General features: G+C 65.8%; 24 protein-coding genes. 12 read left to right on the top strand and 12 right to left on the bottom strand.

All coding sequences use genetic code 11. The features are described from left to right. The first annotated feature begins 190 nt into the window (after positions 1-190). From GL279_RS09685 to glmM, 4 genes are all read left to right on the top strand, one after another. Complete coding sequence (locus tag GL279_RS09685; protein ID WP_155064425.1) at positions 191-730, top strand: cell wall hydrolase; 540 nt, start codon at positions 191-193, stop codon at positions 728-730. Between the two features lie 96 nt (positions 731-826). Then, entirely contained in the window at positions 827-1,609 is a 783-nt protein-coding gene (locus GL279_RS09680) for a dihydroneopterin aldolase (RefSeq protein ID WP_155064424.1), read from the top strand. 43 nt (positions 1,610-1,652) lie between these two features. After that, positions 1,653-2,621, top strand: coding sequence for a dihydropteroate synthase (gene folP / locus GL279_RS09675; protein WP_155064423.1), 969 nt, complete (start codon positions 1,653-1,655; stop codon positions 2,619-2,621). Beyond that, on the top strand, positions 2,618-3,961 hold the full coding sequence (glmM, locus tag GL279_RS09670; RefSeq protein WP_155064422.1) for a phosphoglucosamine mutase: 1,344 nt from the start codon (positions 2,618-2,620) through the stop codon (positions 3,959-3,961). The genes folP and glmM overlap by 4 nt, the downstream gene beginning before the upstream one ends. Positions 3,962-4,050: 89 nt before the next feature. On the opposite strand, the gene GL279_RS09665 is transcribed toward glmM, so the two are convergent. Together GL279_RS09665 and dksA are read right to left on the bottom strand one after the other, a co-directional pair. Beyond that, positions 4,051-5,175 (bottom strand): FAD-dependent oxidoreductase, encoded by a 1,125-nt coding sequence (locus GL279_RS09665; RefSeq protein ID WP_155064421.1) that lies wholly within the window; start codon positions 5,173-5,175, stop codon positions 4,051-4,053. Between the two features lie 45 nt (positions 5,176-5,220). Continuing rightward, positions 5,221-5,643, bottom strand: a complete 423-nt coding sequence (gene dksA, locus GL279_RS09660; RefSeq protein ID WP_017998592.1) for an RNA polymerase-binding protein DksA — start codon at positions 5,641-5,643, stop codon at positions 5,221-5,223. Positions 5,644-5,804: 161 nt separating this feature from the next. Between dksA and GL279_RS09655 the strand changes: the two genes are divergently transcribed. Next, positions 5,805-6,644, top strand: coding sequence for an AAA family ATPase (locus GL279_RS09655; protein WP_155064420.1), 840 nt, complete (start codon positions 5,805-5,807; stop codon positions 6,642-6,644). Positions 6,645-6,655: 11 nt separating this feature from the next. Beyond that, positions 6,656-7,093 carry a GNAT family N-acetyltransferase gene (locus tag GL279_RS09650; protein ID WP_155064419.1) on the top strand — a complete coding sequence of 146 codons (438 nt, stop codon included), beginning with the start codon at positions 6,656-6,658 and terminating at the stop codon, positions 7,091-7,093. Between the two features lie 67 nt (positions 7,094-7,160). Here the strand turns inward: GL279_RS09650 and GL279_RS09645 are convergent, their stop codons facing one another. The 9 genes from GL279_RS09645 to sucC all read right to left on the bottom strand — a co-directional run bounded on the left by GL279_RS09645 (position 7,161) and on the right by sucC (position 17,506). Next, entirely contained in the window at positions 7,161-7,658 is a 498-nt protein-coding gene (locus GL279_RS09645) for a lytic transglycosylase domain-containing protein (protein WP_155064418.1), read from the bottom strand. 155 nt (positions 7,659-7,813) lie between these two features. Continuing rightward, a complete protein-coding gene (gene lpdA / locus GL279_RS09640; protein WP_155064417.1) occupies positions 7,814-9,208 on the bottom strand; it encodes a dihydrolipoyl dehydrogenase in 1,395 nt (464 codons plus the stop codon). Positions 9,209-9,253: 45 nt separating this feature from the next. Then, positions 9,254-9,646 (bottom strand): MAPEG family protein, encoded by a 393-nt coding sequence (locus tag GL279_RS09635; RefSeq protein WP_155064416.1) that lies wholly within the window; start codon positions 9,644-9,646, stop codon positions 9,254-9,256. Continuing rightward, complete coding sequence (locus GL279_RS09630; RefSeq protein WP_155064415.1) at positions 9,646-9,903, bottom strand: hypothetical protein; 258 nt, start codon at positions 9,901-9,903, stop codon at positions 9,646-9,648. Before GL279_RS09630 ends, GL279_RS09635 begins: the two co-directional genes overlap by 1 nt. 374 nt (positions 9,904-10,277) lie before the next feature. Next, positions 10,278-11,831 (bottom strand): 2-oxoglutarate dehydrogenase complex dihydrolipoyllysine-residue succinyltransferase, encoded by a 1,554-nt coding sequence (gene odhB / locus GL279_RS09625; RefSeq protein ID WP_155064414.1) that lies wholly within the window; start codon positions 11,829-11,831, stop codon positions 10,278-10,280. A gap of 1 nt (position 11,832) precedes the next feature. After that, the gene (locus GL279_RS09620; protein ID WP_155064413.1) at positions 11,833-14,799 is read right to left on the bottom strand and encodes a 2-oxoglutarate dehydrogenase E1 component; all 2,967 of its coding nucleotides are present in this window, start codon (positions 14,797-14,799) and stop codon (positions 11,833-11,835) included. A 121-nt stretch (positions 14,800-14,920) separates the two neighbouring features. Further along, a complete protein-coding gene (locus GL279_RS09615; protein WP_155064412.1) occupies positions 14,921-15,247 on the bottom strand; it encodes a hypothetical protein in 327 nt (108 codons plus the stop codon). A 176-nt stretch (positions 15,248-15,423) separates the two neighbouring features. Next, entirely contained in the window at positions 15,424-16,308 is an 885-nt protein-coding gene (gene sucD, locus GL279_RS09610; protein ID WP_155064411.1) for a succinate--CoA ligase subunit alpha, read from the bottom strand. Positions 16,309-16,312: 4 nt separating this feature from the next. Continuing rightward, on the bottom strand, positions 16,313-17,506 hold the full coding sequence (gene sucC / locus GL279_RS09605) for an ADP-forming succinate--CoA ligase subunit beta (RefSeq protein WP_155064410.1): 1,194 nt from the start codon (positions 17,504-17,506) through the stop codon (positions 16,313-16,315). 309 nt (positions 17,507-17,815) lie between these two features. Between sucC and GL279_RS09600 the strand changes: the two genes are divergently transcribed. Further along, the gene (locus GL279_RS09600) at positions 17,816-19,834 is read left to right on the top strand and encodes a calcium-binding protein (RefSeq protein WP_155064409.1); all 2,019 of its coding nucleotides are present in this window, start codon (positions 17,816-17,818) and stop codon (positions 19,832-19,834) included. An 80-nt stretch (positions 19,835-19,914) separates the two neighbouring features. Here GL279_RS09600 and mdh read toward each other — a convergent pair whose 3' ends face one another. Further along, the gene (gene mdh, locus GL279_RS09595) at positions 19,915-20,877 is read right to left on the bottom strand and encodes a malate dehydrogenase (protein WP_155064408.1); all 963 of its coding nucleotides are present in this window, start codon (positions 20,875-20,877) and stop codon (positions 19,915-19,917) included. A 233-nt stretch (positions 20,878-21,110) separates the two neighbouring features. On the opposite strand from mdh, the gene GL279_RS09590 reads away from it, so the two are divergent. From GL279_RS09590 to GL279_RS09570, 5 genes are all read left to right on the top strand, one after another. Then, positions 21,111-21,845, top strand: a complete 735-nt coding sequence (locus GL279_RS09590) for a sulfite exporter TauE/SafE family protein (RefSeq protein ID WP_155064487.1) — start codon at positions 21,111-21,113, stop codon at positions 21,843-21,845. Positions 21,846-21,925: 80 nt separating this feature from the next. Continuing rightward, positions 21,926-22,765 carry an HpcH/HpaI aldolase/citrate lyase family protein gene (locus tag GL279_RS09585; protein ID WP_155064407.1) on the top strand — a complete coding sequence of 280 codons (840 nt, stop codon included), beginning with the start codon at positions 21,926-21,928 and terminating at the stop codon, positions 22,763-22,765. A 44-nt stretch (positions 22,766-22,809) separates the two neighbouring features. Next, positions 22,810-23,352, top strand: a complete 543-nt coding sequence (locus tag GL279_RS09580) for an NnrU family protein (protein ID WP_155064406.1) — start codon at positions 22,810-22,812, stop codon at positions 23,350-23,352. 1 nt (position 23,353) lies between these two features. After that, on the top strand, positions 23,354-23,560 hold the full coding sequence (locus tag GL279_RS09575) for a DUF1737 domain-containing protein (protein ID WP_155064405.1): 207 nt from the start codon (positions 23,354-23,356) through the stop codon (positions 23,558-23,560). After that, positions 23,557-24,591, top strand: a complete 1,035-nt coding sequence (locus tag GL279_RS09570) for a MaoC family dehydratase (RefSeq protein ID WP_155064404.1) — start codon at positions 23,557-23,559, stop codon at positions 24,589-24,591. Before GL279_RS09575 ends, GL279_RS09570 begins: the two co-directional genes overlap by 4 nt. Positions 24,592-24,819: the final 228 nt, after the last annotated feature.

Raw genomic sequence — 24,819 nt, 5'->3', positions numbered from 1 at the left:
CCCGTTAAGGATTCTCGGCTCGGCGGGTTCCTGCCTAAATCAAGGAAAATCAGGCGATTTTGCCAGATCACGCCCAAGTGGGGTAGATCGTCGGCCCCGGTCTGGGCCCTTTTAGCGCCAGATAAGGGTCCGAAGCGGCCCATGGCGAAATCGTCCGGGACAGTCTTCCGGCCCCTAGACCAGGATCAACATGTCGACACCTCTGTCGTGGATGGCGCGCGTTTCCCTGTGTGTTGCCCTTGCGCTTTCTGCGGCCGTGGCCACCCCCGCCGCTGCCGAAACCCAATCCCAGATCACCTACCAGACCGGCAGCCGTGCCGCGATGGTGCTGCCCCAGGCCCAGCCGGTCAGCCAGAAAGACCTGCAATGCCTGTCCGAGGCGCTGTATTTCGAGGCCCGCGGCGAGGGCTCGCAGGGCCAGCGCGCGGTGGCCGAGGTCATCCTGAACCGCGTCGATCACCCGCGTTTCCCCAAAAGCGTCTGCGGCGTGGTCAATCAAAGCGGCCAGTTCACCTACAAGAAAACCCGCATCCGCGAGCGCGGCGCCTTTGCCCGCGCCCAGCAGATCGCCAAGGCGGCGCTGATGGGCGCGCCGCGCAACCTGACCAATGGCGCCACCTATTTCCACACTGGCGGCGTCCGCCCGTCGTGGTCCAAGCGCTTCGAGCGCACGGCCCGTATCGGCAGCCACATCTTTTACCGCACCGACCGCCGGCTGGCGTCGAACTGATCCCCGGCCCCGTTGCGGCGCGGCTGACGCATTTATGCAAGGCTTTGCATGGCCCCATCCCTTGCGGTGGGGCCATATTTCGTGACAGATCAGGCCATGGACCAACCCGACCGCATCCACCTGCGCGATTACATCGTCTCGGCCGAGATCGGCGCCTTCCAGACCGAGCGCGGCGCCCGTCAGCGTCTGCGTTTCGACATCGACGTCGAGCTTGCCCAGCATGTCATGGGCGTGGATGACGAGGTCGACCGCATCCTCAGCTATGACATTCTGACCGGCGCGGTGGCGGCGGGGCTGGCCGACCGGCGTTATGACCTGCTTGAGACGCTGGCCGAAAAGATCGCGGCACAGGTGCTGGCGCATCCGCGCGCGGCGCAGGTGTCGGTGACGGTGCAAAAGCTGGACCGCATCCCCGGCGCGCTGGGGGTGACGCTGGTGCGCCGACAGGCGCGGGTCGAGGCCGATGAGACCGCCGCCCCGGTGCGGGTGCTGTTCCATGGCGCCGAGGTTGCGCTGCCCGAGGGGGCGCTGGTGCTGATCCCCGAAGATCCGGCCCTGCCGCTGCCGCAGGGCGGCAACCCGCGCGAGGTGCAGTTGCTGGCGCTGGATCAGGCGGCATGGGCCTTGGCCGGGCATCTGGGCCTGACCGTGGCCGACAGCCGGACCGAGCTTGACTGGGCCGCGACCGAGGGCCGCGCCGTGGTCTGGGCGCCGGCGCGCATGGTGCGCGACGTGGCGGGCCTGCCGCCCGAGCCGCATGCGCTGGCCTTCTGGCTGGCCGAGCGGCTGGCGGCCGAGCGCCTGGACTGGGCCCTGCCCGAGGGTGCGGCGCTGCCGCCCGTGCCGGCAGGTTTCCGCATCCCCGGCTCGCGGCTCTGATCCCGGCATTTGCCTGATTGCGCGGCGGGGCGTAAGGAAGCGCATGGAATATTTTCGCCCCATCCCGTCCGAAACCGGGCACTGGCTGCTGGCCGGCGGCTGGGTCCGGTTTTCGCAATTCGAGCTGTTGCAGCGCGGCGCCGCCCCCCGCATCGTCGACAGCGCCCCCGAGGCGGTGTTGCAGGCCTTGACCACGCCGCGCGCCGATGTGCTGGGCCTGTCCTTGGACCGGCCCCGGATCATGGGCATCGTCAATGCCACGCCCGACAGCTTTTCGGATGGCGGCCGCTATGATGGCACCGTGCAGGGCCGCAGGCTGGTGGCGGCGGGTGCGCAGATTCTGGACGTGGGCGGGGAATCGACCCGCCCCGGCGCGCAGGAGGTGCCGGTGGGCGACGAGATCGCCCGCGTCACCCCGGTGATCGCCGAACTGCGCGGGCTGGCCGGGATCTCGGTCGACACGCGCAAGGCCGAGGTGGCGCGGGCGGCGATCGCTGCGGGCGCGGGCATGGTCAACGATGTTTCGGGCCTTGATTTCGACCCGGCACTGGCCGGGGTGGTGGCGGAAAGCGGCCTGCCGCTGTGCCTGATGCATGCCCAGGGCATTCCGGAAACCATGCAGGACGATCCGAGCTACGACGATGTCCTCTTGGATGTCTATGACGCGCTGGCGCTGCGGATTGCGCGGACCGAGGCGGCGGGCATCGCGCGGGCGCGCATCGTGATTGATCCGGGCATTGGTTTTGGCAAGACGCAGGCGCATAATCTGGCGATCCTGCGGCGGATCTCGCTGTATCACGGGCTGGGCTGTGCCGTTCTGCTGGGGGTGTCGCGCAAGCGCTTCATCGGCAGCATCGGCGGGGCCGAGGTTGCGGCGGACCGGGCGGCCGGGACGCTGGCGGTCACCCTCGCCGGGGTCGCGCAGGGCATACAGATCCACCGCGTGCATGACGCGGAAGAAACAAGGCAGGGCCTTGCCCTATGGCAGGCCGTGACCGGAGGGGACATATGAGCAGAAAGCTTTTCGGGACCGATGGCGTGCGGGGCCGCGCCAACTCCTATCCGATGACCGCCGAGATGGCGCTGCGTCTGGGCGCGGCCGCCGGGCGCTATTTCCGCCGCAAGGGCGAGGATCGTCACCGGGTCGTCATCGGCAAGGACACCCGCCTGTCGGGCTATATGCTGGAAAACGCGCTGACCGCCGGGTTGACCTCGACGGGCATGAACGTCCTGCTGCTGGGGCCGGTGCCGACGCCGGCGGTGGGCTTTCTGACCCGTTCGATGCGGGCGGATGTGGGCATCATGATCTCGGCCAGCCACAATCCGGCGGCGGACAATGGCATCAAGTTCTTTGGCCCCGACGGGTTCAAGCTGTCCGACGAGGCCGAGGCCGAGATCGAAAGCATCGTCGCCGGCGAGATCGAGCCGGCGCAGCCGCAGAACATCGGCCGCGCCAAGCGCATCGATGACGGCCGCGGCCGTTATGTCGAATATGCCAAGACCACCTTCCCCCAGGGCCAGCGTCTGGACGGGCTGAAGGTGGTGATCGACTGCGCCAATGGTGCGGCCTATCGCGCCGCGCCGGACGTGCTGTGGGAACTGGGCGCCGAGGTGATCGCGCTGGGGGTGACGCCGAACGGGCACAACATCAACGATGGCGTCGGTTCGACCCATACCGCGGCCTGCGCGCGGGCAGTGCTGGAGCATGGCGCCGATATCGGCATCAGTCTGGATGGCGATGCCGACCGGGTGATGATCATCGATGAAAAGGGTCAGGTGGCGGATGGCGACCAGATCATGGCGCTGCTGGCCGGGCGTTGGGCCGAGCAGGGCCGGCTGCGCGGCGGCGCGCTGGTTGCGACGGTGATGTCCAACCTTGGGCTGGAGCGGTTCCTGCAGGGCCGCGGCCTGCGGCTGGAGCGCACCGCGGTTGGCGACCGCTATGTGGTCGAGCGGATGCGCGGCGCGGGCTTCAATCTGGGTGGCGAGCAATCGGGCCATATCGTGATGACCGATTACGCCACGACCGGCGACGGGCTGATCGCCGGGCTGCAATTTCTGGCCGCGATGTCGGACAGCGGGCGCAAGGCCTCGGATCTGGTGGCGCAGTTCGAGCCGGTGCCGCAGATGCTGAAAAATGTGCGCTATGCGCAGGGCGCCGATCCGCTGTCGGTCGAGGCGGTCAAGGCCGAGATTGCGCGGGCCGAGGCGCGGCTGGATGGCTCGGGCCGGGTGCTGATCCGCAAATCGGGCACCGAGCCGCTGATCCGCGTCATGGCCGAGGCCGAGGATGAGGCGGTGCTGCGCGAGGTCGTGGACGGCATCGTGGCTGCGGTCGAGAAGGCGGCCTGAGGCATCTGGACTGACATGCGGGGCCGCCGCGCGGGTGGCGGCCTTGGCATGGGTATTTGGAAAATGGTGAAAGACTGCGCCGGGCGCGATCAGATCGCGGTCGGGTCGTAGTCGTAGAGCCAGGCGAAGCGCTCGATCAGCCGGGTGGGGGCGAGCCGGTTCACGGCGCGCAAACCGGCATGGGCGACGGCGCGGGTCGGGCCCTTGAGATGATAGTTGCGGGCATTGGCATTGGCGGCCTCGACGATGCGCTCGCAGCGCGGTTTGCGCAGGTTTTCATAGCGGGCGAGTGCCTGCGGCAGCGGTGCGGCATCGAGGCAGGCGGCGAGGATCCAGGCATCCTCAATCGCCATGACTGCGCCTTGCGCGAGGAAGGGCAGGGTGGGATGCGCGGCATCGCCGATGAGTGCAATGGCCGGTTCCTCGGCCGGGGGACGCTGCCAATGCGCGGCGACCGGATGACGGAAGAGACCCCAGAGATTGACCTGATCGATCCGGGCCAGCCAGCCCGGCACCGGCCCGCCGAAATGGCCGAAGGCGGCGCGCAGATCAGCGGGATCGCCGGGATGGGACCAGCCTTCTTCGCGCCAGTCCTGACGTTCGACTACGGCGACGATATTGCGCAGCCCGCCGGCCAGCGGATAGCTGACGAGATGGCGGCCCGGCCCCATGAACACCTGCGCGGCGGGTGCGGCGCCGGCTTCGGCCGGGATCAGGCAGCGCCATGCGGTCTGGCCGGTGAAGAACGGCGTCTCGGATCCGTTGAGCAGCGGGCGCAGCCGGCTTTTCACCCCATCGGCACCGATGACCAGATCGGCCTGCGGCGGCGTGGTGACCTGCTGGCCCAGCCGGATGTGGGCGCCGGCAGAGGTGGCGGCCTCGGCCAGCATCTCGACCAGACGGGCGCGGTGGACAAGGCGGAAACGGTCCTGTGGCCGGTGGCGGGCAAGATCGAGCCGCGCGACCGGGCGGGCAGAGGAATCACAAAGCTCGACCTGTTCCGAGGCCAGCGAAATCTGCTGGAAGCGCGGCCAGAGCCCCAGCGCGTCAATGACGCGGATTGCATTGGGCGAGATCTGCAGCCCGGCGCCGACCTCGCGCAGTTCCGGGGCCTGTTCCAGCACCGTGACGCTTGCGCCGCGCCGGGCCAGAGCGGTGGCGGCGGTCAGGCCGGCAATGCCGGCACCAATGATGCAGATATCCAGATCGGGCATGAGCCTGGCCAGAAAGGGTCAAGGGGGCCAAAGCCGCCTTGACCATCAGTCGTCGCGATGGACGCGTTCGCGCCGCTCGTGCTTTTCCTGCGCTTCCAGCGTCATCGTCGCGATCGGGCGCGCGTCCAGCCGTTTCAGGCTGATCGGCTCGCCCGTCATCTCGCAATAGCCGTATTCGCCGGTCTCGATGCGGCGCAGCGCCGCGTCGATCTTGCTGACCAGTTTGCGCTGGCGGTCGCGGGTGCGCAATTCCAGCGAGCGGTCGGTTTCCTCGGATGCGCGGTCGGCAAGGTCGGGGACATTGCGGGCACTGTCCTGCAAGCCTTCCAGCGTTTCCGCCGATTGGTCCAGCAGCTCTTGTTTCCATGCAATCAGTTTGCGGCGGAAATATTCAAGCTGCCGCTCATTCATGAAGGGTTCGTCTTCGGCGGGGCGATAATCTTCGGGCAGAAAGGTCTGGGCTTTCATCGTTCCTCCGGAAACCGGGCGAATGGATGCCCGATCCTTGCCGGTCCCATAAAGGATGGGCGGAGGAATGTCACTATGCCTTTCCCGCAGTCCGGGCGCTTCGCTTGCGCAGCATCGCCGCCGGTTCTAGGCTGCCCCGGATCGGGCAGAAGGACGAAGCGATGCAGTTTTCCTCGACAGACACCTATGTGGCGCCGCCCGATCTGGCCATGGCCGTCAATGCCGCGATCACGCTGGAGCGGCCCTTGCTGGTCAAGGGTGAACCCGGCACCGGCAAGACCGAACTGGCGCGGCAGGTGGCGGCGCGGCTGGGCCTGCCGATTCTGGAATGGAACGTGAAATCAACCACCCGCGCGCAGCAGGGGCTTTATGAATACGATGCCGTCTCGCGGTTGCGCGACAGCCAGCTGGGCGAGGCGCGCGTCCATGACATCGGCAATTACATCCGCAAGGGCAAGCTGTGGCAGGCCTTTGAGGCGCCGCAAAAGGTCGTGCTGCTGATCGATGAGATCGACAAGGCCGATATCGAGTTCCCGAACGATCTGTTGCAGGAACTGGACCGGATGGAATTCCATGTCTACGAAACCGGCGAGACGATTCGCGCCCGGCAGCGGCCGGTGGTGATCATCACCTCGAACAATGAAAAGGAATTGCCGGACGCGTTCCTGCGCCGCTGCTTTTTCCATTACATCCGCTTTCCCGATGCCGAGACGCTGAAGCGCATCGTCGATGTGCATTTTCCGGGGCTGAAGCCGCGCCTGCTGGACGAGGCGCTGAGCCAGTTTCTGGAGCTGCGCGAGGTGCAGGGGCTGAAGAAAAAGCCCTCGACCAGCGAGCTGCTGGACTGGCTGAAGCTGATCCTTGCCGAGGATCTGGCGCCCGAGGATCTGCAGCGCCCGGCGGGTGAGATGCTGCCGAAACTGCATGGCGCGCTGCTGAAGAACGAACAGGATGTGGCGCTGTTCGAGAGGCTGGCCTTTCTGGCCCGCCGGCAAAGATGATGGGAGACAGCATGATCCGCAGCCTGCAACCCGGCGATCGCGCCGAATGGCAGCGGCTGTATCAGGGCTATCAGGCGTTCTACGGCTTTCACGACCGCCCGGCGGAATTCTATGACAAGGCCTTTGCCCGGCTGATGTCGGATGATCCGCGCGATTTCCACGGGCTGGTGCGGCAGGACGGCGCGCGGTTGCTGGGGCTGGTGCATTACGTGTTCCACCCCAATCTGTGGCGCGATGAGGGTGTATGCTATCTGCAGGACCTGTTCACCGATGCCGAGGCCCGGGGCCGGGGCGTGGCGCGGGGGCTGATCGAGGCGGTCTATGCCGCCGCCGATGCGGCGGGCGTGCCGACGGTCTATTGGCTGACCGCCGAGGACAATTACGCCGGGCGAATGCTGTATGACCGGGTTGGCAAACGTTCACCCTTTCTGCGCTACAACCGCCCCTAGGCTGACCGCGCGGCAATGCAAAAGGCCCCCGCCGCGGCAGGGGCCTTTTCGATAAGGGGCGCTAGGATCAGCGCAGGCCGGATTCTTCCAGCAGGCCTTTTTTCTTGGCCTCGTTGTAATAGCCGCGCGAATACCATTTCACCGCGCCGTCGTAATTGCCGCCGGCGACCACATAGGCGCCGCGCAGGTATTTGACGCCGTATTTCAGGTTGGTTTCCGCATCCAGCAGACCCGTGGCATTGCCCCGATAGCCCATGCCGCGCGCGGTGGCGGGCAGCATCTGCATCAGCCCGTAATAGGGGCCATTGCGGGCGCCGGGACGGTGACGCGATTCGCGGATGATGACGCGGTGCACCAGATCGACCGGCACCTGATATTCGGCGGCGTATTTGTTGATGAGCCGGCGCAGCTCGGGCGTTTCGTTCGCGTGCAGGCCGACGGTTTCGGCAGCAGTGGCGCGCGGTTCGACCAGATAGCGGCGGTCGGGATCGACCCGGTTGTCGCCGCAGGCGCTGGTCGCGGCCAGCAGGCTGCCCAGCACCAACAGTCGGAACATGGATTTCATGACTGCCCTCGTGATGTCATTCCCTTCGATTAGCCACAGGGCAGGCGGGCGGGGAACCGAAAGATAAGGGCCGCGCGGTGTTGCGCGGCCCTGTCGGCGGTTTATTGCCGTCAATTTCCGGTTGTATCGGTGGAGATCCGCCGATGGGCGCCGATTCAGACGTGAATGGCGCCGCTGCCGCAGGCCAGAGCCGCCTCGCGCACCGCTTCCGAACAGGTCGGGTGGGCGTGGCAGGTCAGGGCGATATCCTCGGCTGCGGCACCGAATTCCATCGCCACGCAGACCTCGTGAATCATCTCGCCGGCATTCGGGCCGATGATATGGCAGCCCAGAACGCGGTCGGTTTCCGCATCGACGATCATCTTGACGAAGCCATCGGCCTGGAACAGGGCCTTGGCGCGGGCATTGCCCATGAAGGGGAACTTGCCGACCTTGATCTTGCGACCGCTGTCCTTGGCGGCCTCTTCGGTCAGGCCAACGCTGGCCACTTCGGGGGTGGTGTAGATCACGCCCGGGATGACGTTGTAATTCACATGGCCATGCTTGCCGGCAACGACCTCGGCCACCGCCATGCCCTCATCCTCGGCCTTGTGGGCCAGCATCGGGCCGGGAACCGCGTCGCCGATGGCATAGATGCCCTTGACGCTGGTCTGCCAGTGATCATTGACCTTGACGAAGCCGCGCTCGGTCATTTCGACGCCCAGCTTGTCAAGGCCAAGGCCCGCGACATAGGGGCGGCGGCCGGTGGCGACCAGCACGCAATCGGCGTCGATCACATGCTCGCTGTCGTCCTTGCGCAGCTTGTAGGTGACTTTCGCGGTGCCGTTGTCGGTCGTGACGCCCGAGACGGCGGCGCCGAGGACGAATTTCAGGCCCTGCTTGGTCAGGATCTTCTGGAACTGCTTTTGCACCTCGCCGTCCATGCCGGGGGTGATGAAGTCGAGGAATTCGACCACGGTCACCTCGGCGCCCAGACGCGCATAGACCGAGCCAAGCTCAAGGCCGATGACGCCGGCGCCGATCACCACCATGGATTTCGGGATGTTCGGCAGGACCAGCGCGCCGGTCGAATCGACCACGACGCCGCCGGCATTGTCGACCTCGACCCCCTTCAGCGCCGAGGGTTCGGAGCCGGTGGCGATGACGATGTTCCTGGTCTCATAGGTGGTGTCGCCGACCTTGACCTTGCCGGCGCCCTCGATCTCGGCCCAGCCCTTGATCCAGTCGATCTTGTTCTTCTTGAACAGGAATTCGATGCCCTTGGTGTTGGTGCCGACCGTCTCGGCCTTGTAGCTTTGCATCTGCGACCAGTCGACGTCGACATGGGCGTTCATCAGGCCCATCTTGGCGAAATTCTCGTGGCTTTCGTGCAGCATGTGGCTGGCGTGCAGCAGGGCCTTGGACGGGATGCAGCCGACGTTCAGGCAAGTGCCGCCAAGGGTTTCGCGGCCCTCGACGCAGGCGACCTTCAGGCCCAGCTGGGCGGCGCGGATGGCGCAGACATAGCCGCCGGGGCCGGCGCCGATCACGATCAGATCATAGGTGGACATTCAGGTCTCCTTAACAGGTCCGGCGCCGCACGCGCCGGTTCGGGTCTATGAGAAAAGGCTGGTGACGATCATCACCATTGTGGCCAGAAACCCCACGCCCCAGATCGCCGAGCGCCAGGGCGACCAGCCCAGGGCATAGGCGGGCACGTAGAGGATCCGCGCAATCAGATAGGCCCAGGCGCAGATCGCCGTCACCTCGCCGCCGCTGTCGGTCAGCGCGACCAGAAGCACGGCGATGGTGAACAGGATCAGCCCCTGGAAATGGTTGTCCACCGCGCGCCGCAGCCGCCCGGTGCGGGCCGAGAATTCGGGCTGGGTGTCGCGGGGGCTGGCGTTCCAGCGCGCCCCCACGTCGCCATTCATCGAGACGGCGGCCAGCCCGATCTGCGCTGCCTGAAGCAGCGCAGCCAAGGCCAGAGCGGTGGTTTCAGCCGCCATCAGACCGTCTCGACCAGATGGAAATCGGTGTCGGTGACCCCGGCCTGACTGTTGAAGACGCCAGCCGCGCCCTGCAGATAGTCACGCGCCGCCGGGGCGTCGCTGACGGCAAAGAGCGCCCATGCCGTGCGGTCGTTTTCGCGCCAGAGCTGCAGCAGCGACAGGCCGCTGTTGCCGCGATCCTCGGCGTCATCGTCGAAGGCGGTCTTGAAGGTGGCGTAATTGGCGAAGCTGTAGCGGGCGATCATCTGGGTCATGGTTCGGCTCCTGGCCTATGGGGGGCGCGGACGGGCCGGCAGGCCGCGCGATGGATCGAGGTCGGGCCGAAAGGCTGCCCGCATTTTGCCGGTCGTGACCGCAACGATCCGGGGCGGGTTTGGGTTGCCGGAACGGCGGGTGCCACGCGCTGCGTGCGTTGCCCGGGCAACAGTCCGGGGCCGATCCGCATTTCACCCAGCAATTGCAGGCGATTGCGCTGTGACAGCCGTGCAGCAGGCGTACACCGCGCGTACACAGGTCGTACACCGCCGGATGCACCGCCCGATGCACCTCTGGCCCGCCGAGCAGGACCGGGATGCGCGCGCCCGGTCCCGGCGGGGCCGGAGGCATGGGGCGCGCGCATCGCCATGGTTCAGAGATCCATCAGCAGGCGGCGCGGATCTTCCAGGGCTTCCTTGACGCGCACGAGGAAGGTCACGGCGCCCTTGCCGTCGACGATGCGGTGGTCGTAGCTGAGCGCCAGATACATCATCGGGCGGATCACCACCTGACCGTTGATCGCCACCGGGCGTTCCTGGATCTTGTGCATGCCCAGAATGCCCGATTGCGGCGGGTTCAGGATCGGCGATGACATCAGCGAGCCATAGACGCCACCGTTCGAGATGGTGAAGGTGCCGCCCTGCATTTCAGCCATGGTCAGCTTGCCGTCGCGGCCCTTGGCGCCGAGTTCGGCGATTTCCTTTTCGATCTGGGCAAAGCTTTTCTGATCGGCATCGCGCAGGACCGGAACCACCAGACCGTTCGGGGTGCCGACGGCCACGCCCATATGGACGAAGTGCTTGTAGACCACATCGCCGCCGTCGATTTCGGCATTGACCTCGGGCACTTCTTTCAGGGCGTGGCAGCAGGCCTTCACGAAGAAGGACATGAAGCCCAGCTTGACCTTGTGCTTCTTCTCGAACAGGTCCTTGTATTCGTTACGCAGGTCCATGATGCCCTTCATGTCCACCTCGTTATAGGTGGTCAGCATCGCGGCGGTGTTCTGCGCATCCTTGAGCCGGCGGGCGATGGTGGCGCGCAGGCGGGTCATCTTGACGCGTTCCTCGCGCGCGGCGTCATCGGCCGAGCTGGGCGCGCGCGGCGCGGCGGCCGGGGTCGGCGCGGCCGAGGCCACCGGGGCGGAGCCGGGGCGGCCGACATCCTCTTTCATGACGCGGCCATCGCGGCCGGTGCCGGTGACGGCATCGCGCGAGACGCCGGCCTCGGCCATGGCTTTCTTGGCCGAAGGCGCGTCCTCGACATCCTTGCGCGGGGTCACGGTTTCCGGGCCGGCGCCGGGCGATTCAACGGCAGCGGCCTTTTTCGCCTCAGGCTCGGCCTTGGCGGGGGCGGGGGCGGCGGCACCGGCGGCGCCTTCGGTGATGATGGCGAGGCGGGCCGATGCGTCCACGGTCTCACCCTCGGGGGCGAGGATCTCGGCCAGAACGCCAGCAGCGGGGGCGGGCACCTCGACCGAAACCTTGTCGGTTTCCAGCTCGCACAGCATCTCGTCCTGCGCGACGCTGTCGCCGACCTTCTTGAACCAGGTGGCGACGGTCGCCTCGGTCACGCTTTCGCCCAGGGTGGGCACCATAACATCGACGGACTTTCCGCTCATCTTTCCTTGTCCTTCCTTGGGCTTCGCGCCCGCTTCAGCCTTGGGCAACAATTCTTCGGGGCCGGCGTCGCCCTGCTCGGCGATCATCGCCAGCAGCGCATTGGGCGTCACCGTCTCGCCCTCGGGGGCGAGGATTTCGGCAAGCTTGCCGGCGACGGGCGAGGGCACCTCGACCGTCACCTTGTCGGTTTCCAGCTCGCACAGCATTTCGTCCACCGCCACCGTGTCACCCGGTTTCTTGAACCAGGTGGCGACGGTGGCTTCAGAGACCGATTCCCCCAAAGTGGGGACGCGCAACTCGACGGGCATCTCAGGCCCCGATCGTGACGGCTTCGGTCACCAGCGCCTCTTGCTCGGCCTTGTGGCGCGAAGCGAGACCCGTGGCCGGCGAGGCCGAGGCGGCGCGGCCGACATAGCGGGCACGGCCATGCTTGGCACCGATGCGCGACAGCACCCATTCGATGTTCGGCTCGACAAAGGACCAGCCGCCCATGTTCTTGGGCTCTTCCTGACACCAGACGATCTCGGCGTCCTTGAAGCGTTCCAGTTCCTTCGACATGGCTTGCGCCGGGAAGGGATAGAATTGCTCCAGACGCAGCAGATAGACGTCATCGGCGCCGGCGGCATCACGCGCGGCCAGCAGGTCGTAATAGACCTTGCCCGAGCTGATGACGACGCGCTTGATCTGGTCGTCGGGTTTCAGTTGCAGCTCGGAATGGCCGCGTTCGGCATCGTCCCACAGCACGCGGTGGAAGGTCGAGCCGGTCTGGAATTCCTCGGCCTTGCTGACCGCCATCGGGTGACGCAGCAGCGATTTCGGCGTCATCATGATCAGCGGCTTGCGGAAGGGACGCTTGAGCTGACGGCGCAGGATGTGGAAATAGTTCGCCGGCGTGGTGCAGTTGGCGACGATCCAGTTGTCCTCGGCCGACATTTGCAGCCAGCGTTCCAGCCGGGCCGAGCTGTGCTCGGGGCCCTGGCCTTCGTAGCCATGCGGCATCAGCACGACGAGGCCCGACATGCGCAGCCATTTCTTTTCGCCCGAGTTGATGAACTGGTCGAACATGATCTGCGCGCCGTTGGCGAAGTCGCCGAACTGGGCTTCCCACAGGGTCAGCGTGTTCGGCTCGGCCAGCGAATAGCCATATTCGAAGCCCAGCACCGCATATTCCGACAGCATCGAGTCGATGACTTCGTAACGCGCCTGCCCGCCCCGGATGTGGTTCAGCGGATAGTAGCGTTCCTCGGTGACCTGATCGATGAAGGCCGAATGGCGCTGCGAGAAGGTGCCGCGCGTCGAGTCCTGACCGGCCAGACGCACCGGCGAGCCCTCGACCAGCAGCGAGCCGAAGGCCAGCGCCTCACCGGTGGCCCAATCGAAGCCCTTGCCGGTTTCGAACATCTGCTTCTTGGCGTCCAGAAGCCGGCCCACGGTCTTGTGCAGTTCAAACCCGTCAGGCGCGCGGGTCAGCGCGGTGCCGATCTCGGCCATGGTGTCGGGGGCGATGCCGGTCTGACCGGCGGTGTATTCCTCGCCCTCGGCTTCGAGGCCCGACCATTTGCCGTCCAGCCAGTCGGCCTTGTTCGGCTTGAAGTTCTTGCCGACCTCGAATTCCTCGTTGAGATGCGCCTGGAAGGCGGCCTTCATCTCTTCGATCTCGCCTTCGGGCACGAGGCCGTCGGCGACCAGACGGTCGGTGTAGAGTTGCAGCGTGGTCTTGTGGCCCTTGATGTTTTTATACATCGCCGGGTTGGTGAACATCGGCTCGTCGCCTTCGTTGTGACCGAAGCGGCGATAGCAGAAGATGTCGATGACCACGTCCTTGTGGAACTTCTGCCGGAACTCGGTCGCCACGCGCGAGGCGTGGACCACGGCCTCGGGGTCGTCGCCGTTGACGTGGAAGATCGGCGCCTCGACCATCAGCGCGATATCGGTCGGATAGGGCGAGGTGCGCGAGAAATGCGGCGCGGTGGTAAAGCCGATCTGGTTGTTCACCACGATATGGATGGTGCCCCCGGTGCGATGGCCGCGGATGCCCGAAAGCTGGAAACATTCCGCGACGATGCCCTGACCGGCGAAGGCCGCGTCGCCATGCAGCAGGATCGGCAGCACTGCGGTGCGATGCGTGGTGTCCGACAGCTGGTCCTGCTTGGCGCGGACCTTGCCCAGCACGACCGGGTTCACCGCCTCGAGGTGCGAGGGGTTGGCGGTCAGCGACAGGTGGACGGTATTGTCGTCGAAGGTGCGGTCCGAACTGGCGCCGAGGTGGTATTTCACGTCGCCCGAGCCGTCCACGTCATCGGGCTTGTAGCTGCCGCCCTGGAATTCGTGGAAGATGGCGCGGTAAGGTTTGCTGAGCACATTGGCCAGCACCGACAGGCGGCCGCGGTGCGGCATGCCGACCACGATGTCCTTGACGCCAAGCGCGCCGCCGCGCTTGATGATCTGCTCCATCGCGGGGATCAGCGCCTCGCCACCGTCAAGGCCGAAGCGTTTGGTGCCCATGTATTTGACGTGCAGGAACTTTTCGAAGCCCTCGGCCTCGACCAGCTTGTTGAGGATGGCGCGGCGGCCTTCGCGGGTGAAGGCGATTTCCTTGCCGTAGCCCTCGATCCGTTCCTTGAGCCAGGCGGCTTCCTCGGGGTTCGAGATATGCATGAACTGGATGGCGAAGGTGCCGCAATAGGTGCGCTTCATCAGATCGGTGATCTGGCGGATCGAGGCGATCTGCAGGCCCAGCACGTTGTCGATGAAGATCGGCCGGTCCATGTCGGCCTCGGTAAAGCCGTAGGTGCGCGGGTCAAGCTCGCCGGTGTCGGGCACTTCGCGCATGCCAAGCGGGTCCAGATCGGCGTGCAGATGGCCCCGGATGCGGAAGGCGCGGATCAGCATGATGGCGCGGATGCTGTCCAGAACGGCGCGCTTCAGCTGGTCGTCGGTCAGGCTGACGCCCTTTTCACCGGCTTTCGCGGCGATCTTGTCCAGCGCGGCCTTGGCCTCGGCCTTGGGCAGCATCGGCCATTCGCCGGTCAGCGCCGCCGTGGTGTCATCCGAAGGCGCCGGCGGCCAGTCGGCGCGGTGCCAGCTTGCGCCCTTGGCTTCGCGGGTGACGGTCGCCTCGTCATCGCCGAGGCTGCGGAAAAAGGCATCCCATGCCGCGTCCACCGCCGAGGCGTCCTTGGCCCACTGGCCGTAGAGCTGTTCGACATAGGCCGCGTTATGGCCCTGCAGAAAGCTCGAATCGTGAAAGGTTGCGTTGGGGGATTGATCGTTCATTTCTGATCGTCCAGTTGCTTGCCGTCGCGCTCAGGCGGCTGGGAAAGGGGCAGAGAGCGTCTCTGCGGTTCGGGCCGGGCCTGCGCCGGTCTTGGGGTCGTCAGTCACGGGGGCGGTCGGGTCAGGCACAGATGATATCGAACTTGACCGCGCCCGGATCGTCGGTTGGCGCATCGAGAGGCAGCCGCTCGATCCTGGAGACGGCACGTCGTTCCAGACCGCACAACGCGCGCGCGGCCTGCTGCTCGGCGCCGACGGGGGCGCGGGCCGGGTGAAAGATCACGCGCCAGCCGGCATCGTTGCGATTGACGGTGCGCACCGCCTCGCTGGGCAGGCCGGTGGTCTGGTGCAGGTTGGTGCGGGCGGGCACGCCGCCGCGCAGGATGTCCTCGGTCGGACCGCGTCCGCAGGCGGCGGCCGCCAGCGCCAGCGTGGCGACGGCCAGCAACCGAATCCCGCGCCGGACCCTGAAGGGCCGGGCAAGATGATCGGGGCTGATGCTTCTGCGGTCCAATTTTCCACCTGTGGCGGTATTGCGTAGCCCCTGACAAGGTAGGCAGGGGCTACGCCTAAGTCAAAAGTCTTACGAATTCGTGACCGGTTCCGGCCCCGAATCCCGGCACTTTACCGCCCGAGCGCCTTCAGAACGGCCTCGCCCAGACCTGCCGGGCTGTCGGCGACGATGATCCCGGCCGATTTCATGGCCTCGATCTTCGATTCCGCGTCGCCCTTGCCACCCGAGACGATGGCACCGGCATGACCCATGCGGCGGCCCTTCGGCGCGGTGCGGCCAGCGATGAAACCGGCGGTCGGCTTCCAGCGGCCCTTTTTCTTCTGCTCGGCCAGGAATTCGGCGGCCTCTTCCTCGGCGGAGCCACCGATTTCGCCGATCATGATGATCGATTCGGTTTCCGGATCGTCCAAGAACATGCGCAGCACGTCGATGTGCTCCATGCCCTTGATCGGGTCGCCGCCGATGCCCACGGCCGAGGATTGGCCCAGACCCACGTCCGAGGTCTGTTTCACCGCTTCATAGGTCAGCGTGCCCGAGCGCGAGACGACGCCCACCGAGCCGCGACGGAAGATCGAGCCCGGCATGATGCCGATCTTGCATTCGTCCGGCGTCATGATGCCGGGGCAGTTCGGGCCGATCAGCAGCGAGTTCGAGCCTTGCAGCGCGCGCTTCACCCGCATCATGTCCAGAACCGGGATGCCCTCGGTGATGGCGACGATCAGCGGGATCTGGGCGTCGATGGCTTCCAGGATCGAATCGGCCGCGAAGGGCGGCGGCACATAGATCGCGGTCGCATTGGCGCCGGTTTTCGCCACGGCCTCATGGACCGAGTTGTAGACCGGCAGGCCCAGATGTTCCGAGCCGCCTTTGCCGGGGGTCACGCCGCCGACCATCTTGGTGCCGTAAGCGATCGCCTGTTCGGTGTGGAAGGTGCCCTGAGACCCGGTGATGCCCTGGCAGATGACTTTGGTGTCTTTGTTAACGAGAACGGCCATGGAATTACCCCTTCACCGCTTTGACAATTTTCTGGGCGGCGTCCGACAGGTCATCTGCGGCGATCACGTTCAGGCCGGATTTCGAAATGATCTCTTTGCCCAGCTCGACGTTGGTGCCTTCCAGACGCACGACCAGCGGCACTTGCAGACCGACCTCTTTCACGGCGGCGATGATGCCTTCCGCGATGATGTCGCAGCGCATGATGCCGCCGAAGATGTTGACCAGAATGCCTTTGACGTTCGGGTCCGAGGTGATGATCTTGAACGCCTCGGTGACCTTTTCCTTGGTCGCGCCGCCGCCGACATCAAGGAAGTTCGCGGGCTCGGCCCCGAACAGTTTGATGATGTCCATGGTGGCCATCGCCAGACCCGCGCCGTTCACCATGCAGCCGATCTCGCCGTCGAGCGCGATGTAGTTCAGGTCGAACTTCGAGGCGGCCAGTTCCTTGGGATCTTCTTCGGTCTCGTCACGCAGCGCGAGGATGTCGGGCTGGCGATAGAGCGCGTTGTTGTCGAAACCCATTTTCGCGTCGAGGCATTTGATGTTGCCTTCGGGGGTCACGATCAGCGGGTTGATCTCCAGCATCTCCATGTCTTTTTCGATGAACATGCGATACAGGTTTTTCACCAGCGCCACGCATTGCTTGACCTGACCACCGGTCAGACCCAGCGCAAAGGCCACGCGGCGGCCGTGGAAATCCGAAAGCCCCGAGGCCGGATCGACCGAGAAGCTGACGATCTTTTCGGGGGTCGAGGCCGCGACCTCCTCGATGTCCATGCCGCCTTCGGTCGAGGCGACGAAGCTGATGCGCGAGGTGCCGCGATCAACCAGCAGCGCGAGGTAGAGCTCGCGCGCGATGTCGCTGCCGTCTTCGATATAGATGCGGTTGACCTGCTTGCCGGTTTCGCCGGTCTGATGCGTGATCAGGGTGCGGCCCAGCATCTGGCGTGACAGTTCCTCGGCCTCGGCCACGGATTTCGCCAGACGGACGCCGCCTTTGTCACCGGCTTCCTTTTCCTTGAAATGGCCCTTGCCGCGACCGCCGGCATGGATCTGCGCCTTGACGACCCAAAGCGGGCCGTCCAGCTCGCCGGCGGCGGTCTTGGCCTCGTCGGCCTTCATCACGACCCGGCCGTCGGAGACCGGAGCGCCGTATTGGCGCAGCAGCGCCTTGGCCTGGTATTCATGGATGTTCATCGTCATTCCCCGCTAAGATCGGTTGGCCGGCTTGTGGCATATTCGCAGACCCCTCCAAAGCGCCAAGAGTCGGAAAATGCGGAAAATCGACCTGTTTCCAGCTTTTGTGATCACATAAAATCAAGCTGTGATCGCAAAACTTTCCGCCGTTACCGCAAGCAACTGCCGGGCCCGCGCCGGGGGCTGAGGCCGGGCCCTGTACCGGGTCATCGGCAGGTGCCGATCCGTCCAGATTTGCTTTGACAAGTTCGTCTGCGGCGGCAGAGCTTCTTGGCGACAAAGGCGCATTCAGAACAAGTGAGACGCAAGATGGCGATTGATGGAAGTAGCGGCGCGGATACGCTGAATGGCACCTCGGGCGCGGATGTGATCAACGGTCTGGCCGGCAATGACCGCATCACCGGCAACGGCGGCAATGACACGCTGAACGGGGGCACCGGCGATGACACCTTTTACATTGGCGGCACGGATTTTGGCATCGACACGTTCAACGGTGGCGACGGCGCAGATGTGATCCGGCTGTCGGGCAATGTCACCGTGTCGCAGCTGTCGCTGGATGCCGCGCATCTGACCAGCACCGAGACGCTGGATTTTTCCTATTACGACATTGCCGGCACGGGCGGGGCGGATGTCTTTGATCTGAGCGGGCTCACTTATGCGAGCAGCTATGACTGGATCAAGATGAACGATGGTGACGACCGCTTTACCGGCTATAGCGGCAAGGATCTGGTCGATGGCGGCTCGGGCAATGACACGCTGAACGGGGGCGCTGGCGGGGATTCGCTGATTGGTGGTTCGGGCAACGATCAGCTGATCGGCGGCACCGGCGATGACACCTTCTATATCGGCGGCACGGATTCGGGGATCGACACCTTCGACGGCGGTGATGGCGCAGACATCATCCGGCTGTCGGCCAATCTGACCGTCGCGCAGCTGTCGCTGGATGCTGCGCATCTGACCAGCACCGAGACGCTGGATTTTTCCTATTACGATATCGCCGGCACGGGCGGGGCGGATGTCTTTGATCTGAGCGGGCTGACCTATGTGACCAGCTACGACTGGATCAAGATGAATGACGGCGACGACCGCTTTACCGGCTATATCGGCAATGACAAGATCGACGGCGGCTCGGGCAATGACACGCTGAACGGGGGCGCCGGTGCGGATTCGCTGATCGGCGGTTCGGGCAACGATCTGCTGATCGGCGGCACCGGCGATGACACTTTCTATATCGGCGGCACGGATCCGGGGCTCGATACGTTCAACGGCGGCGACGGTGCCGATGTGATCCGGCTGTCGGGCGATCTGACCGTGTCGCGGCTGATGCTGGACGCCGCCCATGTCAGCGGCGCCGAGACGCTGGATTTCTCCTATTACGATATTGCCGGCACCGGCGGCGCGGATGTGTTCAATCTGAGCGGCATCCGCACCGTCAGCAGCTATGACACCATCGAGCTGGAGGATGGCGACGATTATTTCCTGGGCTATGGCGGCAATGACAAGGTCGAGGGCGGCTCGGGGCGCGATACGCTGATCGGCGGGGCGGGCGATGACCGGCTGGACGGCGGCGATGGCGTCGACCTGACCGGCTATGGCAATGCGACCAGCGGCATCCGGGTCAATCTGGCGCTGACCGGGGCGCAGGTGATCGGCGGCGGGCAGGGCAGCGATACGCTGTTGAATATCGAGAACGTCAATGGCTCGGCCTATGCCGATACCATCCTTGGCAGCGCCGGGGCGAATGTGTTGCAGGGTGGCGGCGGCAATGATCTGCTGAACGGCGGCATGGGCAATGACACGCTGAACGGCGGCGCGGGGATCGACACTGTGGCCTATGGCAATGCCAATGCCGGGGTGACGGTGAACCTTGGCCTGACCACGGCGCAATTCGTCGGCGGCGGCCATGGCAGCGATCTGCTGATCGGGATCGAGAACGTCAACGGCTCGAATTACGGCGACCGCCTGATCGGCAGCGCCGGCAACAACGTGCTGCAGGGCGGCGGCGGCAATGACGTGCTGAACGGCGCGGCCGGCAATGACATGCTGAGTGGCGGGGTCGGGGCGGATGTGCTGACCGGCGGCGCCGGGGCGGATGTGTTCCTGTTCGGCACCGGCTTTGGCGCTGACCGCATCACCGACTGGCAGGATGGCATCGACCATATCCGCATCACCGCCGGCACCTGGCAGGGGACACGCTATGACAGTTTCGACGACCTGCACATCAGCCAGTCGGGCAGCAATGCGCTGGTCAGCTTTGGCGGCACCACGATCACGCTGGTCAATGTGAACGCCTCGGCGCTGGGTGCCTCGGATTTCAACTTCGTCTGAGGCGTGGGCCACGGGCGCGCAAGGAAAAACCCCGCAGGCAGCGCCTGCGGGGTTTCATGTTTGCCGTCAGGCGGGCCGGATCAGGCCAGCGTCGGGTCGATGCCCTTGCAGGCCGCGACCAGACCTTTGACGGCGTCGACCGACTTGTCGAACATCGCCTGTTCCTCGGCGTCCAGCGCGATGTCGATGACCTTTTCGATGCCACCCGCACCGATCACGGTCGGCACGCCGACATAGAGACCGTCAAGCCCGTAGGCGCCCTTCACATAGGCGGCGCAGGGCAGGACGCGCTTCTGGTCCTTGAGATAGGCTTCGGCCATTTCGACGCCCGAGGCGGCCGGCGCGTAGAAAGCCGAGCCGGTTTTCAGCAGGCCGACGATCTCGGCGCCACCGTCGCGGGTGCGCTGGATGATGGAGTCCAGTTTCTCTTGCGTGGTCCAGCCCATCTTGACCAGATCCGGCAGCGGGATGCCGCCGACGGTCGAGTAGCGGGCCAGCGGCACCATGGTGTCGCCATGGCCGCCCAGCACGAAGGCCGAGACGTCCTTGTTCGACACGCCGAATTCCTGCGCGAGGAAATAGCGGAAGCGCGCCGAGTCGAGCACGCCGGCCATGCCGACGACTTTCTCGGCCGGCAGGCCCGAGAATTCGCGCAGCGCCCAGACCATGGCGTCGAGCGGGTTGGTGATGCAGATCACGAAGGCGTTCGGGGCGTGCTGGGCAATGCCCTCACCCACGGATTTCATGACCTTCAGGTTGATGCCCAGCAGGTCGTCGCGCGACATGCCCGGCTTGCGCGGCACACCGGCGGTGACGATGCAGACATCGGCGCCCGCGATGTCGGCATAGGCGTTGGCGCCTTTCAGATCGGCGTCGAAACCTTCGACCGGGCCCGATTCGGCGAGATCCAGTGCCTTGCCCTGAGGGGTGCCTTCGGCGATGTCGAACAGGACGACGTCGCCCAGTTCCTTCATCGCGACCAGATGTGCGAGCGTGCCGCCGATCTGCCCCGCGCCGATGAGTGCGATCTTGGGTCGGGCCATAGTCAACCTCCGATTTCCATGATGGTTCGGGCGGTTGGGTAGTCCCTTGGAATGAGAATCGCAAGCCTCGGCGGCACCCCTGCGGCAGTTTTGCGGCATGATGGCGCGAGGTCAGGCGCTAACATGGGCATCCGGCAGGGGCGGGCCCGGCCCGGCGCCGCCCTTGCGGTGCGCGGCCCTGCGTCCTAGCGATACGGCCGAGGGCGCCGGGCAGCACAGGAGAGGCGATGGGACTGGATATCTGGGGCTGGGCGCTGGCATGGGTGGCGGCCTTCGCGATCGGGCTGGCCAAGGGCGGGCTGTCGATGGTGGGGGTGATCGCGGTGCCGCTGATGGCGCTGGTGATGTCGCCGGTGCAGGCGGCGGGGATCCTGCTGCCTGTCTATATCGTCTCGGACATCGGCGGGCTGATCGCCTTTCGCCGCGATTTCGACCGCCGGGTGCTGGCGACGCTGCTGCCGGGGGCCGTCGCCGGCATCGGGCTGGGCTGGGCCACCGCGCATCTGGTTGAGGAGCGTCAGGTCGGGCTGATCGTCGGCGTGATCGGGCTGGCCTTTGCGCTGAACGCCATCCTGCGGCCGCGCGCCTCGGCCGTGCAGCGCGCGCCTTCGCTGGGCCGGGGCAGCTTCTGGGGGGTGCTCTCGGGCTATACCAGCTTTGTGTCGCATTCCGGCGCGCCGCCCTATCAGGTCTATGCCCAGCCGCTGGGCATGGCGCCGATGACCTTTGCCGGCACCACCACGGTGTTCTTTGCGGTCTGCAACGCGGTCAAGCTGGTGCCCTATGCCATGCTGGGCCAGCTGTCGGCGCATAACCTTGGCATTGCCGCCGTGCTGATGGTGCCGGGGCTGATTGGGGTTGCCTGCGGGGTCTGGGTCCTGCGGCGGATGTCGCCGGTGGTGTTTTATCGTTTCATCACATGGGCGCTGGTGCTGGTCTCGGTCCGGCTGATCTGGTCGGCGCTCTGACGCCGCGCTGCGGCAAAACAGGGCTTGCGATTCGCGTCCTTTGCGGGCAGCTTCGCGCAAGATTATTACGCGAGGCCCGCATGACCCGTCCCTATCGCTCTGTCCTTTATATTCCTGCCGCCAATGCCCGGGCGATGGAAAAGGCCCAGGCCCTGCCTGCCGATGCCATCATCTTTGATCTGGAGGATGCGGTGGCGCCGGCGGAAAAGGTCGGCGCGCGCGAGCTGCTGACGCAGGCGCTGCTGGCCGATTACGGCGGGCGGGCGCGGATCGTACGGATCAACGGGCTGGACACGGAATGGGGCGCGGGCGATGCGCGTGCCTTCGCCAGCGGCGCCGATGCGGTGCTGATCCCCAAGGTCAGCCGCGCCGCCGATCTGGACCGGGTGGCCGAGCTGGTACCGAACACGCCGCTGTGGGCGATGATGGAAACCTCTGAAGGCATGCTCAACGCCGCCGAGATCGCCGCGCATCCGCGTCTGGCCGGCATGGTCATGGGCACCAATGATCTGGCCAAGGAGCTTGGCTCGCGGTTTCGCGCCGACCGGCTGCCGATGATGGCGGGGCTGGGCCTGTGCCTGCTGGCCGCCCGCGCGCATGACCGGGTGATCGTGGACGGGGTGTTCAACGCCTTCAAGGATGAGGACGGGTTGCGCGCCGAATGCGAACAGGGCCGCGACATGGGCTTTGACGGCAAGACGCTGATCCATCCCGCGCAGCTGGCCATTGCCAACGAGGTCTTTGCCCCCTCCGAGGCCGAGGTCGATCTGGCCCGCCGGCAGATCGACGCCTTTGACGAGGCCAAGGCGCAGGGCAAGGGCGTCGCGGTGGTCGATGGCCGCATCGTCGAGAACCTGCATGTCGAGACCGCGCGCAAGACGCTGGCGCGGGCGGACGCGATTGCCGCGCTGGCGGGATGATGCCAAGCTGACGGCCTGCTACATCCAGCGAAAGGCAAAGCCAGATGTTGATCCTGATCCTTGGCGTGGCCCTGTGGTGGGCGGCGCATCTTTTGAAGCGCGTGGCGCCCGAACTGCGCGACCGGCTGGGGCGCGGCGGCATCGCCGGGCTGCTGGTGCTGTCGGTGGTGCTGATGGTCGTGGGCTACCGCATGGCGGACGGGCCTTACTGGTGGGGGGCCTCGGCGCCGCTGAAGGGCATCAACAACCTGCTGGTGCTGGCGGCCTTTTATCTGTTCGCCGCCGACGGGATGAAGACGCGCATCACCGCGCGCATCCGGCATCCGCAACTGACGGCGGTGTCGCTGTGGGCGCTGGCGCATTTGCTGGTCAACGGCGATCTGCCAAGCTTTGTGCTGTTCGGCGGGCTGCTGGTCTGGGCGCTGGTCGAGATGGTGGTGCTGAACCGCGCGCAACCGGTCTGGGTGCCGCCGGCCGGGCCGTTCCCGGGGCGCAAGGAAATCATGGCATTGGCCGGTGCCGTCATCGTCATGCTGGTGGTGGGGCTGATCCACAGCTGGCTGGGCTACAACCCTTTCGGAGGCTGAGATGCCGAAAATCTATCGCCTGCTGACCGAGGAGGACACCTCGGCCTTTTGCCACAAGGTCAGCCTGGCCCTGTCGAAAGGCTGGGAGTTGCACGGCAGCCCCGCCTATGCCTTTGACGCGGCCAGCGGCATCATGCGCTGCGCGCAGGCCGTCACCAAGGACATCGAGACCGAATATCACCCCGACATGAAGCTGGGACAGCAATGAGCAAGACCAATCCGGGCCGTTTCTTCGAGGATTACCGCATCGGCGACGTGATCCGCCATGCCGTCCCCCGCACCGTCGCCGAAGGGGAACGGGCGCTGTATCATGCGCTCTATCCCGCGCGGCATGCGCTGTATTCCAGCGATGAATTCGCCGCAGATTGCGGGCTGGATGGCTCGCCTCTGGATGATCTGATCGCCTTTCATGTCGTGTTCGGCAAGACCGTGCCCGACATCAGCCTGAACGCGGTGGCCAATCTGGGCTATGCCGAGGGGCGCTGGCTGAAGCCGGTCTGGCCCGGCGACACGCTGCGGGCGGAATCCGAGGTGATCGGGCTCAAGGAGAACTCGAACGGCAAATCCGGCGTGGTCTATGTCCGCACACGCGGGCTGAACCAGATGGGCGAGGCGGTGCTGGAATATGTGCGCTGGGTCATGGTGCGCAAGCGCGACGAGACCACGCCCGCGCCGGCGCCGGTGCTGCCGGACCTCGCCAAGGCGGTGGCTGCGGCGGATCTGGTGATCCCCGAGGGGCTGACCTTCGCGGATTACGATTTTGAGCTGGCGGGCGAGCCGCATCGCTGGGGCGATTACGCCGTGGGCGAGATCATCGACCATGTCGATGGCGTCACCATCGAAGAGGCCGAGCATATGCTGGCCACCCGGCTGTGGCAGAACACCGCCAAGGTGCATTTCGACGCGACCTTCCGCGAGGATGGCAAGCGGCTGATCTATGGCGGCCATGTGATTTCCATGGCCCGCGCGCTGAGCTTCAACGGGCTGGCCAATGCGCAGATGATCGTGGCGCTGAATGGCGGGGCGCATGCCAATCCCTGCTTTGCCGGCGACACGGTGCGGGCGTGGTCCGAGGTGCTGGACAAGGCCGAGACCTCGGTGCCGGGCATCGGCGCCCTGCGTCTGCGGCTGGTCGCGCATAAGGGCGCGGCTGGTGATCACAAATTGCGCGACGATCAGGGCAAGTACCATCCGCAGGTGCTGCTGGATCTGGATCTGTGGGTGCTGGTGCCGGTCTGAGCGGTGCCGCGCGGTCCTGATCGGGCCGGGCCGGGCCGCTTTGCCGCCCGCGCCCGGCTGTCGGTGGCCGGCCCGCGGCGCGGGCGTCATACCGTCCGCGCCGATGCCATGAGGGGCGCTTCGGGCAGAGCGGAGGCCCCCGCCGCCGGGCGCGATGTCACCGGCTTTTACCCGTCGCTTCCGCCGATTGCAGGGGCTTTCGCGCCGCGCCGGGCGCTGGCCCGATCT

The organism is Paracoccus limosus (genome assembly GCF_009711185.1).
GTDB lineage: Bacteria > Pseudomonadota > Alphaproteobacteria > Rhodobacterales > Rhodobacteraceae > Paracoccus > Paracoccus limosus.
This window is presented reverse-complemented; position numbering and strand designations above follow the sequence as displayed.

Bases quoted from the DNA above. Each gene is read 5' to 3' on its own strand.
- GL279_RS09685 (WP_155064425.1), top strand. From the start codon at position 191: ATGTCGACACCTCTGTCGTGGATGGCGCGCGTTTCCCTGTGTGTTGCC.
- GL279_RS09680 (WP_155064424.1), top strand. From the start codon at position 827: ATGGACCAACCCGACCGCATCCACCTGCGCGATTACATCGTCTCGGCC.
- folP (WP_155064423.1), top strand. From the start codon at position 1,653: ATGGAATATTTTCGCCCCATCCCGTCCGAAACCGGGCACTGGCTGCTG.
- glmM (WP_155064422.1), top strand. From the start codon at position 2,618: ATGAGCAGAAAGCTTTTCGGGACCGATGGCGTGCGGGGCCGCGCCAAC.
- GL279_RS09665 (WP_155064421.1), bottom strand. From the start codon at position 5,175: ATGCCCGATCTGGATATCTGCATCATTGGTGCCGGCATTGCCGGCCTG.
- dksA (WP_017998592.1), bottom strand. From the start codon at position 5,643: ATGAAAGCCCAGACCTTTCTGCCCGAAGATTATCGCCCCGCCGAAGAC.
- GL279_RS09655 (WP_155064420.1), top strand. From the start codon at position 5,805: ATGCAGTTTTCCTCGACAGACACCTATGTGGCGCCGCCCGATCTGGCC.
- GL279_RS09650 (WP_155064419.1), top strand. From the start codon at position 6,656: ATGATCCGCAGCCTGCAACCCGGCGATCGCGCCGAATGGCAGCGGCTG.
- GL279_RS09645 (WP_155064418.1), bottom strand. From the start codon at position 7,658: ATGAAATCCATGTTCCGACTGTTGGTGCTGGGCAGCCTGCTGGCCGCG.
- lpdA (WP_155064417.1), bottom strand. From the start codon at position 9,208: ATGTCCACCTATGATCTGATCGTGATCGGCGCCGGCCCCGGCGGCTAT.
- GL279_RS09635 (WP_155064416.1), bottom strand. From the start codon at position 9,646: ATGGCGGCTGAAACCACCGCTCTGGCCTTGGCTGCGCTGCTTCAGGCA.
- GL279_RS09630 (WP_155064415.1), bottom strand. From the start codon at position 9,903: ATGACCCAGATGATCGCCCGCTACAGCTTCGCCAATTACGCCACCTTC.
- odhB (WP_155064414.1), bottom strand. From the start codon at position 11,831: ATGCCCGTCGAGTTGCGCGTCCCCACTTTGGGGGAATCGGTCTCTGAA.
- GL279_RS09620 (WP_155064413.1), bottom strand. From the start codon at position 14,799: ATGAACGATCAATCCCCCAACGCAACCTTTCACGATTCGAGCTTTCTG.
- sucD (WP_155064411.1), bottom strand. From the start codon at position 16,308: ATGGCCGTTCTCGTTAACAAAGACACCAAAGTCATCTGCCAGGGCATC.
- sucC (WP_155064410.1), bottom strand. From the start codon at position 17,506: ATGAACATCCATGAATACCAGGCCAAGGCGCTGCTGCGCCAATACGGC.
- GL279_RS09600 (WP_155064409.1), top strand. From the start codon at position 17,816: ATGGCGATTGATGGAAGTAGCGGCGCGGATACGCTGAATGGCACCTCG.
- mdh (WP_155064408.1), bottom strand. From the start codon at position 20,877: ATGGCCCGACCCAAGATCGCACTCATCGGCGCGGGGCAGATCGGCGGC.
- GL279_RS09585 (WP_155064407.1), top strand. From the start codon at position 21,926: ATGACCCGTCCCTATCGCTCTGTCCTTTATATTCCTGCCGCCAATGCC.
- GL279_RS09580 (WP_155064406.1), top strand. From the start codon at position 22,810: ATGTTGATCCTGATCCTTGGCGTGGCCCTGTGGTGGGCGGCGCATCTT.
- GL279_RS09575 (WP_155064405.1), top strand. From the start codon at position 23,354: ATGCCGAAAATCTATCGCCTGCTGACCGAGGAGGACACCTCGGCCTTT.
- GL279_RS09570 (WP_155064404.1), top strand. From the start codon at position 23,557: ATGAGCAAGACCAATCCGGGCCGTTTCTTCGAGGATTACCGCATCGGC.